Annotated in this window: 11 protein-coding genes; 3 read left to right on the top strand and 8 right to left on the bottom strand. The window is 69.4% G+C overall.

Features of this window, described 5'->3' with window-relative positions; all coding sequences use genetic code 11:
* Positions 1-8: 8 nt before the first annotated feature.
* From BM333_RS08075 to BM333_RS08050, 6 genes are read right to left on the bottom strand one after another with little or no spacing between them, the layout of a single operon-like run.
* Positions 9-446: a Na+/H+ antiporter subunit G gene (locus BM333_RS08075; RefSeq protein ID WP_092309499.1), complete on the bottom strand. Its 438-nt coding sequence runs from the start codon at positions 444-446 to the stop codon at positions 9-11.
* The gene (locus BM333_RS08070; RefSeq protein ID WP_092309497.1) at positions 443-724 is read right to left on the bottom strand and encodes a K+/H+ antiporter subunit F; all 282 of its coding nucleotides are present in this window, start codon (positions 722-724) and stop codon (positions 443-445) included. Before BM333_RS08070 ends, BM333_RS08075 begins: the two co-directional genes overlap by 4 nt.
* Entirely contained in the window at positions 721-1,212 is a 492-nt protein-coding gene (locus BM333_RS08065) for a Na+/H+ antiporter subunit E (protein WP_092309494.1), read from the bottom strand. The genes BM333_RS08070 and BM333_RS08065 overlap by 4 nt, the downstream gene beginning before the upstream one ends.
* The gene (locus BM333_RS08060) at positions 1,209-2,750 is read right to left on the bottom strand and encodes a monovalent cation/H+ antiporter subunit D (protein WP_092309491.1); all 1,542 of its coding nucleotides are present in this window, start codon (positions 2,748-2,750) and stop codon (positions 1,209-1,211) included. The genes BM333_RS08065 and BM333_RS08060 overlap by 4 nt, the downstream gene beginning before the upstream one ends.
* Positions 2,747-3,094, bottom strand: a complete 348-nt coding sequence (locus BM333_RS08055) for a Na+/H+ antiporter subunit C (protein ID WP_218151437.1) — start codon at positions 3,092-3,094, stop codon at positions 2,747-2,749. Before BM333_RS08055 ends, BM333_RS08060 begins: the two co-directional genes overlap by 4 nt.
* The gene (locus BM333_RS08050) at positions 3,091-5,955 is read right to left on the bottom strand and encodes a monovalent cation/H+ antiporter subunit A (protein ID WP_092309488.1); all 2,865 of its coding nucleotides are present in this window, start codon (positions 5,953-5,955) and stop codon (positions 3,091-3,093) included. Before BM333_RS08050 ends, BM333_RS08055 begins: the two co-directional genes overlap by 4 nt.
* 432 nt (positions 5,956-6,387) lie before the next feature.
* Between BM333_RS08050 and BM333_RS08045 the strand changes: the two genes are divergently transcribed.
* Positions 6,388-9,039: a TonB-dependent receptor gene (locus tag BM333_RS08045; RefSeq protein ID WP_092309485.1), complete on the top strand. Its 2,652-nt coding sequence runs from the start codon at positions 6,388-6,390 to the stop codon at positions 9,037-9,039.
* 165 nt (positions 9,040-9,204) lie between these two features.
* The gene (locus BM333_RS15660) at positions 9,205-9,627 is read left to right on the top strand and encodes a hypothetical protein (RefSeq protein WP_143105794.1); all 423 of its coding nucleotides are present in this window, start codon (positions 9,205-9,207) and stop codon (positions 9,625-9,627) included.
* Positions 9,628-9,681: 54 nt separating this feature from the next.
* Here the strand turns inward: BM333_RS15660 and BM333_RS08040 are convergent, their stop codons facing one another.
* Positions 9,682-12,771, bottom strand: coding sequence for an efflux RND transporter permease subunit (locus BM333_RS08040; protein WP_092309482.1), 3,090 nt, complete (start codon positions 12,769-12,771; stop codon positions 9,682-9,684).
* A 9-nt stretch (positions 12,772-12,780) separates the two neighbouring features.
* Positions 12,781-13,926: an efflux RND transporter periplasmic adaptor subunit gene (locus tag BM333_RS08035; RefSeq protein WP_092309479.1), complete on the bottom strand. Its 1,146-nt coding sequence runs from the start codon at positions 13,924-13,926 to the stop codon at positions 12,781-12,783.
* A gap of 226 nt (positions 13,927-14,152) precedes the next feature.
* Between BM333_RS08035 and lepA the strand changes: the two genes are divergently transcribed.
* A complete protein-coding gene (gene lepA / locus BM333_RS08030; protein ID WP_092309476.1) occupies positions 14,153-15,961 on the top strand; it encodes a translation elongation factor 4 in 1,809 nt (602 codons plus the stop codon).
* Positions 15,962-15,968 lie beyond the last annotated feature (7 nt).

Here is a 15,968-nt window from a genome sequence, read left to right as displayed (position 1 = left end):
AGCCCGGCCTAGCCTTGGCCAGGGGGCCTGCGGGCCGGCGCGGGCAGGGGCGCCTCGTCATCGGCCGCCCCGTGGAAAGTCGCCCAGTCCGCCCCGCCGGGGGCCGGCGGCAGACCGGTCGCGATGCCGTCGGCCGGGTTCGGATCGATGCCGTGGCCCTGCCGGTGCAGGTGGGACTTGGCGATCATGTTGGCCGAGATCGGCGCTGTCAGCAGCAGGAAGATGGTGATCAGGAGTTCGTGCGCAGACCACGCGCCGCCGGTCGCCGGAAAGTAGATCATGGAGGCGATCAGGCAGCCGCCGACGCCGAGCGTGGTGGCCTTGGTCGGCCCGTGCAGGCGCGTCATCAGGGACGGCAGACGCGCCAGGCCCCACGAGCCGATCAGGATGAAGGCCCCGCCCAGGACCAGCAGGAAGGCGACGAGGATCTCGACGGCGAAAGTCATTCGACGATGTCTCCCCGGAGCAGGAATTTGCAGTAGGCGACGGTGCCGACGAAGGCGACCATGGCCAGCAGCAGGGCCGCCTCGAAGTAGGTCTGGGTCTTCCACGCCACGCCGAACACCACGATCAGGGCGATGGCGTTGATGGTCAGGGTGTCGACGGCCAGGATGCGATCCCCGGAAGTCGGCCCGCGCACCAGCCGGAACAGATTGAGCAGGATCGCCCCGCTGACGCAGGCCAGGGCGAAGGTGAGGGCGGCCGTGAGAATGGGACCGTTCATCGGAACACCTTCAACAGACGGACTTCATATCTCTGCTTGATGCGCGCGACCTCGGCCTCCGGATCAGCCACGTCGAGCGCGTGCACCAGCAGGGCGTGGCCGTCCGCCGACACGTCCGTGGAGACCGTGCCCGGGGTCAGGCTGATGGTCCCGGCCAGCACGGTGATCGCCTCCGGCGAGCGGACCTCCAGCGGCACCACCAGCCAGCGGGCCCGCAGGTCGCGATTGCGTCGGGTGAGGATGATCCAGGCCACCTGGAAGTTGGCCGCGATGATGTCGAACAGCACGATCGCCAGATAGTCCAGCACGGCCGGCCCGAACCGGATGCGCGGCCGATCCGGCCAGAACCGGCTGGTGACCAGCGGCACGACGACGGCGACGGCCGCAGCGAGCACGAGGGCGCCCATGCTGAATTCGTTCGCCAGCAGCATCCAGACCAGCCCAACCAGCACGCTGAGGGCCGGATGCGGCAGCAGGCGCCGGATCATCGGAGAGCTCCCGTTTTGTCGCCCAGCACCGCGGCGATGTACTGGCCGGGGTCGAACAACTGCGCCGCCGCCGCGTCCGCGTAGGCGGTGACGGGGCCGCCCAGCAGGCTGAGCAGTGCGAGACAAGCGAGCAAACCGGCGGCCGCCGAAACCCCCATCACCCGGCCACGCAGCGCACGGGTGGGGATCTCCCCCTCCAGCGTCGAGCTCTTCCAGAAGATCAGGCTGCCGGCCCGCGCGAAGGCCAGCACGCCGATCAGGGTCGTGACGAGCACGGTCGCCCAGATCCAGGCCGCGGCCGGCGCAGCGCGGACGCCGTCGAGGATCAGCAACTTGCCTATGAAGCCCGAGAGCGGCGGCAGGCCGATCGTCCCGACGGCGGCGAGGAAGAACAGGCCGGACAGAATGCCCGCCTGACAGAAGCGCGGCGCCAGCGTCAGGGCGTCGCCCTGCTCGCCCCGGCGCGTGGCGATCAGGTCCACCACCAGGAACAGGGCCGCGCCGGCGAGCGTCGAATGCAGCACATAGTAGAGCGACGGACCCATCGCCTCGACCCGGAAGGTCGCCACGGCGGCGAGCAGCACCCCCATCGAGCCGAGCACCGACCACGCCGCCATCGACCTCAGGCTCCGCGCGGCGAACAGGCCGATGAAGCCGATGAAGGCTGTGGCGATCCCCGCGGGGAGCAACCACGGAGCGACGCCGAAGGCCGCCGCGCCGGCGTCCGCGCCGAAAATCAGCGTCCCCGTGCGGATGATGGCGTAGGCGCCGACCTTGGTCATGATGGCGAACAGGGCCGCCACGGCGCCGGTGGTCGCCGCATAGGCTCCCGGCAGCCAGAAGTGCAGAGGGGCGGCGGCGGCCTTGAGGGCGAAGACGGTCATCAGCACGAGGGCCGAGGCGGCGATCAGACTCTGGTCTCCCGCGGGAGCGGCCGCCACCCGCACGGCCAGATCGGCCATGTTGAGCGTACCGGTCACGCCGTACAGCAGGCCGACCCCGACCAGGAACAGGGTCGAGCCGACCAGGTTGATGACCACATACTGCACCCCGACCTTCAGCCGCTCGGCGCCCTGGGCGTGCAGCAGCAGGCCGTAGGAGGCGATCAGCAGGACTTCGAAGAAGACGAACAGATTGAACAGGTCGCCGGTCAGGAAAGCGCCGTTCAGGCCCAGCAGCTGGAACTGGAAAAGGGGATGGAAATGCCAGCCCTTGCGGTCGATGCCGGTGGCGACGGCGTAGATCATGACCGCAAAGGCCAGCACCGCGGTCAGCAGCAGCATCATCGCCGACAGCCGGTCCAGCACCAGCACGATGCCGAACGGCGCGCGCCAGTCGCCCAGCGCATAGCTCTCGATCGTCCCTCCGGAGGCGTGGGCGACGAGGGCCGCCGCGATGGCGGTCAGCGCGAGACACGATGCGAGCGAGGCGAGGCGCGAGCCGCGCAGACGGTGACGCAGCGTCAGCAGGATGGCGGCCCCCATCACCGCCGGCATCACCACCGCCGCGGCGAGCAGGTAGGGAACGGCGGCGCTCAAGACCCGGTCTCCGCATCCTCGCGCCCGTCGACATGGTCGGCGCCGGTCTCGAGGAAGGTCCGCAGCGCCAGCACCACCACGAAGGCGGTCATGCCGAAGGCGATGACGATGGCGGTCAGCACCAGGGCCTGGGGGAGGGGGTCGGTATAGCCCTCCGCCGCCTTGTCGTAGATCGGCGGCCGGTTGATCACCAGTCGCCCCATGGCGAACAGGAACAGGTTGATCGCGTAGGACAGGAAGGCCAGCCCCAGCACGACGGGGAAGGTGCGCGCACGCAGCACCAGGTACACGCCGGCCGCGGTCAGCACGGCGATGGCCGAGGCGACGAGCATCTCCATGGTCATCGGCCCGCCTCCCTCGCCGGCGTGGCCGGCGTCCGTGAGGGGTCGACGTCCATCGCCTCCAGCGTCTCCGGCGGCGGCGCCTTCTCGGCGCTCTGCGCCACCCGCGACAGCTGGGCGAGGGCCAGCATGACGGCGCCGATCACGGTCAGCGCCACCCCGACGTCGAACAGCATGGCCGTGGCCAGCTCGATCTCGCCGATCAGCGGCAGATGGAAATAGTCGAAGGCGCTGGTCAGGAACGGGGCCCCGAACAGCAGGGAGCCGAGGCCCGTGGCCGCCGCGGTCAGCACCCCCGCGCCGATCAGGGTGTGGTGATCCGCCCGCAGCCGCTGGTCGGCGAAGCTGTAGCCCGAGGCCATGTATTGCATCAGGATGGCGACCGAGACGACCAGGCCGGCGATGAAGCCGCCGCCCGGCTGGTTGTGTCCTCTCAGGAAGATGTACAGCCCGACCGCCACGGCCAGAGGCAGCAGCAGGCGGGTGGCCACGACCAGCATCATCGGGTGGTGCTCGGGCGAGCGTACCGTGTCCGGTTTCCAGGCCGCCACCCGCCGCCCGCTGGCCCCGGTCCCGACCGTCTCGAGCAGGGCGAAGATGCCCAGCGCCGCGATGCCCAGCACGATGATCTCGCCGAAGGTGTCGAAGCCCCGGAAATCCACGAGGATCACGTTGACCACATTGGTGCCGCCGCCGCCCGAGTAGGCATTGTCCCAGAAATAGCTCGAGATGCTGTCCAGCGGCCGGGTCATCACCGCCCAGGCCGCGCCGCCGACCCCAAGCCCGGCGGCGCAGGCCACCACGCCGTCGCGCACCCGCCGCCACGGCCGGCTCTCGGCGGGCGTCGTCTTGGGCAGCAGGTTCAGCGCCAGCAGCATCAGCAGAATGGTGACGACCTCTACCGAAATCTGCGTCAGGGCGAGGTCCGGCGCCGAAAGGTGAGCGAAGGCCAGCGAGATGATCAGGCCGACGATGCCGATGTAGATCAGCGAGACGTAGCGCGCCCGGTGGAACAGGACGACGAGCACGGTCGCTGTCACCAGGGCGATCCAGCCGACCACGGCCGCCGCCGACGCCGGCACGCCGGGGCGGTCGCCCGGCTCGTATCCCGCGCCGAGAAAGCCGGCGAAGCCGAGCACCACCGCGGTGCCGATCAGCGCCGCCATGGCCCGCTGCAGCGAGCCGTTCTGAACCGCGTCGACTCCTCGCCGCGACAGGGCCGCCGCCCCCGCCACCCCGGCGTCGAACAGGGCCTTGGCCGGCGGCAGGCGCCCGGCTTCAAACAGCCGCTGCAGCCGCCCGTGCATCATCAGCGCAAGGGCGCCCGCGGCGATGGCGACGACGCTCATGAACAGGGCCGGCTTGAAGCCGTGCCACAGGGCCAGATGCACATGCGGCGACGCGCCGTTGGTCACCGCGCCGGCGACCCGGTCGACTAGCGGGCCGGCGACCGTGGCGGGCGCCAGGCCGATGACGACGACCAGCGCTGTCAGCAGGGCGGGCGGGCCCCACAGTCCGAGGCCCGGATCATGCGGCGACTTCGGATAGTCGTCGCGGCGCGGCCCGAAATAGACGTGGACGATGTAGCGCAGCGAATAGGCCACCGACAGCAGCGCCCCCATTGTCGCCAGCACCGGGAACACCCACGGCTGCCCCAGCCAGACGGTGTGCGCCGCCTCCTCCAGCATCATCTCCTTCGAGATGAATCCGTTCAGCGGCGGCACGCCCGCCATCGACAGGCCGGCGATCAGGGCCAGCGTCCCCGCGATCGGCATCAGGCCGAACAGGCCGCCGAGGTGCTTCAGGTCGCGCGTCCCGGCCTCGTGGTCGACGATGCCGGCGTTGAGGAACAGCGCCGCCTTGAAGGTCGCGTGATTGATGATGTGAAACACCCCGGCCAGCGCCGCCATGGGCGTGCCGAGGCCGAACAGCATGGTCAGGAACCCGAGGTGGCTGATCGTCGAATAGGCCAGCAGTCCCTTCAGGTCGTCCTTGAACAGCGCCACCCAGGCGGCGAACACCATGGTCGCCAGACCGGTGGTGGCCACGATCAGGAACCAGGTCTCCGTCCCCGCCAGCACCGGCCACAGCCGCGCCAGCATGAACACCCCCGCCTTCACCATGGTCGCCGAGTGCAGATAGGCGCTGACCGGCGTCGGCGCGGCCATGGCGTGTGGCAGCCAGAAGTGGAACGGGAACTGCGCCGACTTGGTGAAGCAGCCGCCGAGGATCAGCAGCAGGGCGGGCAGGTACAGCGGCGAGGCCTGGATCACGTCGCGCTGTTGCAGGATCACCGTCAGATCATACGATCCGGCGATGTTCCCGAGGATGAGCAGACCGCCGATCAGCGCCAGCCCGCCGCCGCCGGTGACGAACAGCGCCATCCGCGCCCCCTGCCGGGCCTCCGCCGAGTGCCGCCAGAAACCGATCAGGAGGAACGACGACAGGCTGGTCAGCTCCCAGAAGATCAGCAGCAGAAGCACATTGTCCGACAGCACGATTCCCAGCATCGCCCCCTGGAACAACAGCAGATAGCTGAAGAACCGGCCCATCGGATCGGCAGCGGCCAGGTAGAAGCGCGCGTAGATGATGACCAGCAGCCCGATGCCGAGGATCATCCCCGCGAACATCAGGCCGAGCGGGTCGAGGAAGAGGCTGGCGTTCAGCCCGAGAGCGGGGATCCACGGCACGCTCGCCCGGACCGTCTCGCCCGCGAACACCCCGGGCGTCAGGCTGGCGAGAACCACGAGGGCGGCCAGGGTCGTGCTTCCCGCCGCCACGGCGGCGGCGTTGCGGCCCCACCTGATGGCGAGCGCAGGAGCGAGCGCTCCGATCAACGGAAGCAGGGCGAGCAGAAACAGCAAGGGCGGCCTCGGAAGCTTTCGGACAGGCGGGGCGCGGGTCGCCTTGATAGAAGGTGGCGGCGCGGATTTCTCCCTCTTTCGGCGGAAAAACGCGCGGCGGGTGGACGATTGCGGCGATCGGCCGCTCGCGGAGCCGCCGGCGGACCTCGGCGGTCCCCGCGTCCGAAAGGAACGATTCTGTCCCGGAGGCGCCAATACTGGCGATCCTTGCGAACGAATATTGACCTAACGTCATCGGTTTCTGTCGCTTTTGCGTCACAGTCGGGCTTCGGCCGGGGCTGAAATGCGGCGTGATCGGCGAGCGCAGCTTGTCGGTGAGTCCGGCTTGGATTACCCCGAAGCTTGGAGTTCCGCGCTCCACGAAGGGCGCGGACCAGGGATCAGGAAACGCCGGGCGCCACGCGACGCCCTGCCAACGTCGGGGAGCCGTGCATGCGCCTTACCAACCTTCTTCGCACCACCGTCTCGGCGGCCGTCGTCGGAACGGTCGCTTTCGGCTTCGCCGGCGTCGCCGCCGCCCAGGACCAGGAAGGTCCGACCACCATCGACGACATCATCGTCACCGCCCAGAAGCGCGAGCAGAACCTTCAGGACGTGCCGATCGTGGTCACCAGCCTGCCGGCGGAGACGCTGCAGGACGCCGGCGTGCGCGACATCAAGGATCTGCAGATCCTGACCCCCGGCATGACCGTCACCTCGACCCAGTCCGAGGCATCGACCACCGCCCGCATCCGCGGCGTCGGCACCGTCGGCGACAACCCCGGCCTGGAGAGCTCGGTCGGCGTGGTCATCGACGGCGTCTACCGGTCGCGCAACTCGGTCGGCTTCGGCGACCTCGGCGAAATGTCCCGCATCGAGGTGCTGAAGGGTCCGCAGGGCACCCTGTTCGGCAAGAACACCTCGGCCGGCGTCATCAACATCATCACCGAGGCGCCGTCGTTCACGCCGGGCTACAACGCCGAACTGACCGTGGGCAACTACGGCGCCATGGGCGCGTCGGGCTCGGTTACCGGCCCGATCACCGACCAGCTGGCCTTCCGCCTCTACGCCGGTCGCCGCGTCCGCGACGGCTTCTATGACGTCGACACCGGCGACGGTCCGCGCTCCAACACCGACGACGCCAACCAGGACTTCGGCACCGTCCGCGGCCAGCTGCTGTGGCTGCCCAACGACAACACCTCGGTGCGCGTGATCGCCGACTACACCTCGCGCGACGAATACTGCTGCACCGGCGTGCAGATCCGCACCGGCCCGACCTACCCCTTCATCGACGCCCTCTCCAACGGCACGGGCCAGCGTCCGCCGGCCGCCGGCTTCGGCCCGCTGCCGTTCTCGCGCCAGGCCTTCGCCAACCGCGACACCGGCCAGGAGATCGAGGACAAGGGCGTGTCGATCGAGGCCAACATCGACATCCCGTCGATGAACGCCACCCTGACCTCGGTCACCTCGTGGCGCGACTGGTCCGGCGACATCGGCATGGACGTCGACTACACGGGCGCCGACATCGCCTATCGTCCGCAGGACGGCGGCTATGCCTACACGGTCGAGAACCTGACCCAGGAACTCCGCCTCGCCGGCCAGAACGACCGCCTCGACTGGCTGGTCGGCCTGTTCGCGACGAAGGAGGACATCGGCCGCACCGACAGCTGGTGGTACGGCCCGGACTACACGCCGTTCCTGTCGCTTCTGCTGTCGGCCCGTCTGAACGCCGCCAACCCCGCCATTCCGGTCAGCCCCGGAATCATCGGCTGCTTCACCCGGCCCGGCCAGACCGCCGGCCTGACCGGCCTGCAGGGCTGTCTCGCCACCGGCGGCACGGGCCGGCTCCCGATCGGCCCCGGCGGGGCGCTGGTGACCGTGCCGACCGCCCAGGCGACCGGCCCCGGCTTCACCGTCGGCCAGGGCTACCAGGACGCCTACGAGCAGGAATCCACCTCGTTCGCGATCTTCACCAACAACACCTGGCACGTCACTGACCAGTTCGACCTGACCCTCGGCCTTCGCTACACGATGGACGAGAAGAGCGTCGACGGCCTGCAGCGGAACCTGAACGGCAACGGCGGGACCTGCGCGGCGGCGGCGGCCAACGCGGCGGCCATCGCCGGCGCCCTCGGCGCCGCCAACGCCCCGACCATCATCGGCAACTTCTGTCTGCCGTGGTCGAACTTCGCCTACAACAACCGCACCGTCAGCGAGAGCTTCGACGACGGCGAGGTCAGCGGCACGATCAAGGCCTCCTACCGCCTGAACGAGGCGATCATGGCCTACGCCTCGTACGCCCGCGGCTACAAGAGCTTCGGCTACAACCTCGACCGCGTGCAGTCGGGCATCACCCCGACCGCCTCCCTGCTGTTCCCGTCGGAAGTCGTGGACAGCTACGAGGCCGGCGTGAAGATGACGCTCGCCGACCGCACCGTACTGCTGAACGCGACCTACTTCGACCAGACCTTCAGCGACTTCCAGCTCAACACCTTCCTCGGCACCGCCTTCGTGGTGGAGTCGATCCCCGAGCTGACCTCGCGCGGCATCGACGCCGACTTCCTGTGGTTCACCCCGATGGACGGGCTGAGCCTGCAGGGCGGCCTCACCTACACGAAGACCGAGTACGGCGAGTTCACCGCCGCCGACCTGTCCAACCCGGGCAACTTCCCGCAGCTGTCACTGCTGCCGGGCGCCACCGCCTCCTTCGCGCCGGAATGGTCGGCGACGGCCTCGATCAACTACGATCGCGATCTCGGCGACAACCTGCGCGGCGGCTTCAGCCTCGCGGCCAAGTACATGTCGGACTACAACACCGGCTCGGACCTGCTGCCGTACAAGCAGCAGGACGCCTTCACCACGCTCAACGGCCGGATCTCGCTCGGCTCGGCCGACGAGCGCTGGACGCTCGAGCTGTGGGGTCAGAACCTGACCGACGAGGAGTACGTCCAGGTCGCCTACAACGCGCCGCTGCAGGGCTCGGCCTTCCAGACCACGGTCCAGCCGAACGGCACCTACTACAACCCGGCCCTGGACACCCAGACCTACGACGCCTACCTGGGCCAGCCGCGCACCTACGGCATGACCCTGCGCATCAAGTACTGATCGCTTCGCCGAAGGGCGGAACGACGAACCGGCCGGGGAGCGATCCCCGGCCGGTCTTGTTTTTAGGTGGGACAGCGCCGGCCGTGATGTCCGGCGCCGCTAGCGCGCGGCTCCTTGAGCTGCCAGAGTCCTGCCGTCCCGTCGGACGACTCCCGGAGGCCCAGCGTGTTCACTTCGATCGTGGCGTTGTCTCTCTCCGGCCTGGCGATCGGTGCAGGTCCGCTACGGATGCCGCTGGACGACGGAATGAGACGCGAGAGCGTCACCGCTGAATATCTACCCACGCCCGCGGGTGTCGCGGCTGCGCGGTTCGCTTGGTCGACTGTCACAGCCGAGGGCCTCACCAACGCGAACGGTGGGCCGCCCTACACGGATACGGCCCCGTCCGGCCTACAACTGGTGGCGATCATCAGCGGTGATGGACGAGCGATCCACGCGGTTCACAGACCGGGCATCGATGCGAACCACATCTGCGTGGTTCGCGCGGCATTCAACGGCGCCGGACCAGCAGCCTACCGCGCCAAACGCTGGTGCGCGGCGAGGTTCGGGATCGATCTTCCCGAGGTGCGCCCCCCGGTAATCCGGTGAGATCACCTGCCGGGCGGAAGCCGACCCAGCCGGCCTCCGTCTGGGACCCGTCCGCTACTCTGCCGCCGTCGGCCGCTCCGCCGTCTGCATCCGCCGCGCCGCCAGCCGGCCGCCCAGCCGCCGCTTCAGCCAGCCGGCGATGTCGTCGACGATCGTGAAGATCGACGGGATGTAGAGCAGCGACAGGAAGGTCGACGAGATCAGGCCGCCCAGCACGGCGATGGCCATCGGGGCCCGGAACTCGACATCGGCGCCCCAGCCGATGGCCACCGGCACCATGCCGGCGCCCATGGCGAAGGTGGTCATCAGGATCGGCCGGGCCCGCTTGTGGGCGGCGTCCAGGATGGCCTCGTGGCGCGGCATGCCGTCCTTCTCGGCCATGATCACATAGTCGACCAGCAGGATGGAGTTCTTGGCCGCGATGCCCATCAGCATCAGCACCCCGATCAGGGCCGACATCGAGAAGTTGGTGCCGGAGATCGCCAGGGCGATGATCGCCCCGCCCACCGCCAGCGGCAGGGCCGCCATGATGGTGATCGGGTAGGCGAAGCTTTTGAACAGCAGCACCAGCACCGCGTACATCAGGAAGATGCCGGAGCTGAAGGCGATGGCGAAGCCGGTGATCATCTCCTGGATGAACTCGGCGTCGCCGGCCGGCACCTGGCGCACGCCCGCCGGCAGGTTCCTCACCGACTCCAGCTGCTGCACCCGCTGGGCCGCGGCCCCGGTGGTAATCCCTTCCAGTTCGGCTGTGATCGAGGCGATGCGCGAGCGGTCCTGACGGCTGACCGTCGCCGGTCCCGCGCCGAACTGGATGTCCGCGACCGATCCCAGCGGCACCGTTCCGCCCCCCGCGGTCGGCACCTGCAGGGTTTCCAGCACCGACAGGTCGTGCCGGGCTTCTTCGGTCAGCTGCAGCCGGATCGGCACCTGCCGGTCGCCCAGGTTGTATTTGGGCAGGGCCTGTTCGACGTCGCCGATGGTCGCCACCCGGATGGCCTGGGAGATGGCGGCCGTCGACACCCCGACCAGCGCCGCCCGGTCGGCGCGCGGCGTGATAAGGATCTCGGGCCGGGCGATCGCGGCGGTGTTGACCACATTGGCCAGTCCCTCCACCGCCCGCATCTCGGCCTCCACCGCGCGGGCGGCGGCGTTCAGGGCCTCGGGATCGTCGCCCAGGATGGCGAAGGTGTAGCTGGTGCCGTCGCTCGGCCCGCCGCCCTGCTGGGCGATGCCGGCCCGCACCCGGATGCCCGGGATGTCCTTGAATTCGTCGACCATGGTGCGGGCGAATTCCTGCTGGCTCAGCGCGCGCTCGCCCTTGGGCACCATGTCCGCATAGACGTTGGCCTGGTTGACGTCCTGTCCCCCGATGGCGGCGAAGACCGAGGTCACCTCCGGCCGCGCCTGCAGTTCGCGGGTGACCCGCTGCACCACGGCGTCGGTCTGGCGCAGGGTCGATCCCGGCGGCAGCTCGACCTGGAAGGCGGCGCGCGACTCGTCCGCCGGCGACATGAACTCGAACGACATCTGCGTCACGCCGGCCAGCACGAAGGACGACACCAGGAAGGCCACGCCGGCCGCCCAGACCTTCCAGCGGTTGGCCAGCGTCCACTTCAGCGTCCTGAGGTAGCGCGCCATCCACGGCGGATCGCGATCCTCGTGTTTGGTGTGCTTCAGCATGTAGGCCGCCATCAGCGGTGTCAGCGTTCGCGCCACCAGCAGCGAGAACAGCACCGAGACGCAGGCCGCCAGGGCGAACGCCTTGAAGAACTGGCCGATGATGCCGGGCATGAAGCCGACCGGGGCGAACACCGCCACGATGGTCGAGGTGGTGGCCAGCACCGCCAGCCCGATCTCGTCCGCCGCCTCCATGGCGGCGGGGTAGGGCGGTTTTCCGTCCCGCATGTGCCGGACGATATTCTCGATCTCCACGATGGCGTCGTCGACGAGAATGCCGATGGTCAGCGACAGGGCCAGCAGGGTCACCCCGTTCAGCGACTGTCCCATCGGCGCCAGCACCGCGAAGGTCGGGATCAGCGACATCGGCATGGCCGTCGCCGCGATCAGCGTCGCCCGCCAGTCGCGCAGGAAGATGAACACCACCGCCACCGCCAGCGCCGCGCCCAGCGCCAGCGCCTCCAGCGAGGCGAGGTAGCTCTCCTCGATGTATTTCACGCTCGAGGTGACCTGCGAGATCTCCAGCTCGGGATGCGCCTCGTCGATGCGCGCCACCTCGGCCCGCACCTTTTTCGCCAGATCGACCTCCGACGCCTCGCGCGAACGCAGGAAGTTGAAGGTCACCGCCTCCTGTCCGTTGTAGCGGGCCAGCCGGCGCGGCTCGGTCCACTTGTCCTCGACCGTGCCGAGGTCGCCCAGCCGTACGGTGCGGCCGCCGCCCAGCGGGATCAGCGTCTCGCGCAGCTGGTCGACCGACCCCGCCGCGCCGAGTGTGCGGATCGACCGCTCCGAACCCGACACCGTGACCCGGCCGCCCGGCATGTCGCTGTTGACGCTGGTCAGCGCCTGGCTGACCGCCTGTGCCGTCACCCCGAACGCCGCCAGCCGGTCGGGGTCCAGCTCGACCCGGATCTCGCGGTCGACGCCGCCCGAGCGGTTGACCTCGCCGACGCCGCCCAGACCCAGCAGGGCGCGGCTGACCTCGTTGTCGACGAACCAGCTGATTTCCTCCGGCGTCATCGTCGGCGAGCGGACCACCCAGGTGATCAGGGCGTCGCCGGTGATGTCGATGCGCTGGACCGTCGGCTCCTGCATGTCCTGCGGCAGCGAGGCGCGCACGCTGCTCATGGCGTTGCGCACGTCGTTGGTGGCCCGCTCGGTGTCGGTCGACAGCTCGAACTCGATGGTCGTCGAGGACACCCCGTCCGAGATGTTCGAATAGATGTGGCGGACGCCCGAGAGGCCGGAGATCGAGTCCTCGATCAGCCGCGTGACCTGCACCTCCATCTCGCTGGGCGCGGCGCCGGGCCTCACCGCCGTCACGGCGACGAGCGGGAAGTCGATGTCGGGGTTGTTGTTGACCCGCATGCCCATGAACCCGACCACCCCGGCGAGGGTCAGCAGGACGAACAGCAGGATGATCGGAATGGGGTTCCGGATCGACCAGGACGAGATGTTGCGCATGACCCGGCCTTACTTCTTCGCGGCCGGAGCGGCGGCGGCGGCCGGCGCCCGGGCGGGCGCGGCCGTCGGGGCGACCCGCACACGATCGCCATCGGCCAGGAAGCCGGCCCCCTCGACCACCACTCGCGCCCCCGCGGTCAGCCCGCTGAGCGCCGAACGCCGCTCGGTGCGCGACAGCACGGTCACCGGCTGGAAGCGAACCACGCCGCCGTCGCCGAGCACGAACACCCCGGCCCGGTTCTCGCGATACAGCACCGCGGCGGTCGGCACGGTGAGGGCGGGCTGGCTGCCCGCCTCGATACGGGCGCGGGCGAACATGCCCGGGCGGAAGCCCCCGGCCCCGTTCAGGGCGATGCGCGCGACCCCGAGCCGTGTTTCGGGATCGACTTCCGGGGTGACGATCCGCACCCGGCCCGTGGTCTGACCGACCTCGTCGGAGGAGATCGTCGCCGACTGGCCCGACCGGATCAGCCCCAGCTCCGTCTCCGGCACCCGCGCGTCCAACTCCAGCCGCCCGTCGCGGACGATGCGGAACAGCTCGGTCCCCGCGGTGACGATCTGGCCGCGGGTCACGCTGCGGCTGATCACCAGTCCGGACACCGGCGCCCGCAGCGTCGCCTGCGACAGCCGGGTCTGCGTCTCCGCCAGCGCCGCCCGCGCCGCGGCCAGATTGGCCTGCGACGCGCGCTGATTGGCCAGCGCCGTATCCAGCGAGGCCTGGCTCAGGAAGCCGCGCTCCTTCAGCTCCTGCGCCCGCGCCAGCGCCGCGTCGTCGCGAGCGGCGTTGGCCTCGGCGGTCTGCACCGCCGCCTGCTGCTGGCGCACCTGGGCGCGCAGCAGGGCGTCGTTCATCTGCACCAGCGGCTGCCCCTGGCGGACGTAAGACCCCTCGTCGACCAGCACCGAGGTCGCCGTCAGTCCGCCGGTCTCGGCCCCGACCGGCACCTCCTCCCAGGCCGAGACCGTTCCGGAGGCGTTGATCACCCGCGGCAGGTCCTGCAGCGTCGGGGTGATCACCGTCACGGTCTGGCCGCCGGGGGCGGCCTTCTCGGCGGCCGTCTCCTCGCCGTGCGAGCCGCAGGCGGCCAGCGCGCCCAGGCCGACGGTGAGGGCGAGGGTCGCCAGGGTCCGGTTGCTGCGGAAGCTGATGGCCACGTTGTATCCCCTTGGGCGCCGGCGGGGGAGCGGCCGGCGCGTGCGATGGAGCGCCGTCCCGGCGTCCGGTTGTCATCCGCTGTTGAATAGCGTTTCCCGCGCCCCGGCGAAACCCGGCATCGGGCGTCTTACGTCGAAGTAATCCGCAACAAAATCAGTGACCGTCCGTGGGCCGCGCCGCGGCCCGTTGGCGCTTTTCCCGCGCCCGTGCTAGGCGCGCCGGACCATGCCGACCCCTCCCATAGAACGCATCCGCAACTTCTCCGTCGTCGCCCACATCGACCACGGCAAGTCGACCCTGTCCGACCGCCTGATCCAGTTCACCGGGGGGCTGACGGCGCGCGAGATGCGCGAGCAGGTGCTCGACAACATGGAGATCGAGCAGGAGCGCGGCATCACCATCAAGGCGCAGACGGTGCGCCTGAACTACAAGGCGAAGGACGGCCAGGACTACGTCCTCAACCTGATGGACACCCCCGGCCACGTCGACTTCGCCTACGAGGTCAGCCGCTCGCTCGCCGCCTGCGAGGGCTCGCTGCTGGTCGTCGACGCCTCCCAGGGGGTCGAGGCCCAGACCCTGGCCAACGTCTACCAGGCCATCGACAACAACCACGAGATCGTCCCGGTCCTCAACAAGATCGACCTGCCGGCCGCCGAGCCCGAGCGGGTCAAGGCCCAGATCGAGGAGGTCATCGGCCTCGACGCCTCCGACGCCGTGCTCTGTTCGGCCAAGTCGGGGATCGGCATCGAGGACGTGCTCGAGGCCATCGTCACCCGCCTGCCGCCGCCGAAGGGCGACCCCGCCGCCCCGCTCAAGGCCATGCTGGTCGACGCCTGGTACGACCCCTACCTCGGCGTGGTCCTGCTGGTCCGCGTCTTCGACGGCGTGCTCAAGGCCGGCCAGCGGGTCAAGTTCATGCAGAACGGCTCGACCCACCTGGTCGACCGCGTCGGCGTCTTCCTGCCCAAGAACACCCCGGTCGACCAGCTCGGCCCGGGCGAGGTCGGCTTCATCACCGCCCAGATCAAGGAGGTCGCCCACGCCGCCGTCGGCGACACCATCACCGACGAGAAGCGCCCCACCGCCGAACCGCTCAAGGGCTTCAAGGAGGTCCAGTCGGTGGTCTTCTGCGGCCTGTTCCCGGTCGACGCCGCCGACTTCGAGGACCTGCGCGCCGCCATCGCCCGCCTGCGCCTCAACGACGCCAGCTTCACCTACGAGATGGAGTCCTCGGCCGCGCTGGGCTTCGGCTTCCGCTGCGGCTTCCTCGGCCTGCTGCACCTGGAGATCATCCAGGAGCGCCTCAGCCGCGAGTTCAACCTCGACCTGATCGCGACTGCCCCCTCGGTGGTCTACAAGATCGAGCTGCGCGACGGGACCCACATCGACCTGCACAACCCGGCCGACCTGCCCGACGTGATGCAGATCATCGAGATCCGCGAGCCGTGGATCAAGGCCACCATCCTGACCCCCGAGGAGTACCTCGGCGGCGTCATCAAGCTGTGCCAGGACCGCCGCGGCGAGCAGAAGGAGCTGACCTGGGTCGGCACGCGCGCCATGGTCGTCTACGACCTGCCGCTGAACGAGGTGGTGTTCGACTTCTACGACCGGCTGAAGTCGATCTCGAAGGGCTACGCCTCCTTCGACTACGAGCTGGCCGACTACCGCCCCGGCGACCTGGTCAAGATGAACATCCTCGTCAACGCCGAGCCGGTCGACGCCCTGTCGATGCTGGTCCACCGCTCCCGCGCCGAGACCCGCGGCCGCGGCATGGTCGAGAAGATGAAGGAGCTGATCCCGCCCCACCTCTTCCAGATCCCCATCCAGGCCGCCATCGGCGGCAAGATCATCGCCCGCGAAACCGTCCGCGCCCTGCGCAAGGACGTCACCTCCAAATGCTACGGCGGCGACGCCACCCGCAAGAAGAAGCTTCTGGAGAAGCAGAAGGAGGGGAAGAAGCGGATGCGCCAGTTCGGCAAGGTGGAGATCCCGCAGGAGGCCTTCATCGCGGCGCTGAAGATGGACGAGGATTGAGGCAGCC

Source organism: Brevundimonas viscosa (assembly GCF_900116065.1).
Taxonomy (GTDB): Bacteria; Pseudomonadota; Alphaproteobacteria; order Caulobacterales; family Caulobacteraceae; genus Brevundimonas; species Brevundimonas viscosa.
Note: the sequence above shows the minus strand (reverse complement) of the source record. Positions and strands in the feature narration are given on the sequence as shown.

Coding starts and splice junctions, on each gene's coding strand:
- lepA (WP_092309476.1), top strand. CDS start 14,153: ATGCCGACCCCTCCCATAGAACGCATCCGCAACTTCTCCGTCGTCGCC.
- BM333_RS08075 (WP_092309499.1), bottom strand. CDS start 446: ATGACTTTCGCCGTCGAGATCCTCGTCGCCTTCCTGCTGGTCCTGGGC.
- BM333_RS08040 (WP_092309482.1), bottom strand. CDS start 12,771: ATGCGCAACATCTCGTCCTGGTCGATCCGGAACCCCATTCCGATCATC.
- BM333_RS08055 (WP_218151437.1), bottom strand. CDS start 3,094: ATGACCATGGAGATGCTCGTCGCCTCGGCCATCGCCGTGCTGACCGCG.
- BM333_RS08045 (WP_092309485.1), top strand. CDS start 6,388: ATGCGCCTTACCAACCTTCTTCGCACCACCGTCTCGGCGGCCGTCGTC.
- BM333_RS08070 (WP_092309497.1), bottom strand. CDS start 724: ATGAACGGTCCCATTCTCACGGCCGCCCTCACCTTCGCCCTGGCCTGC.
- BM333_RS08065 (WP_092309494.1), bottom strand. CDS start 1,212: ATGATCCGGCGCCTGCTGCCGCATCCGGCCCTCAGCGTGCTGGTTGGG.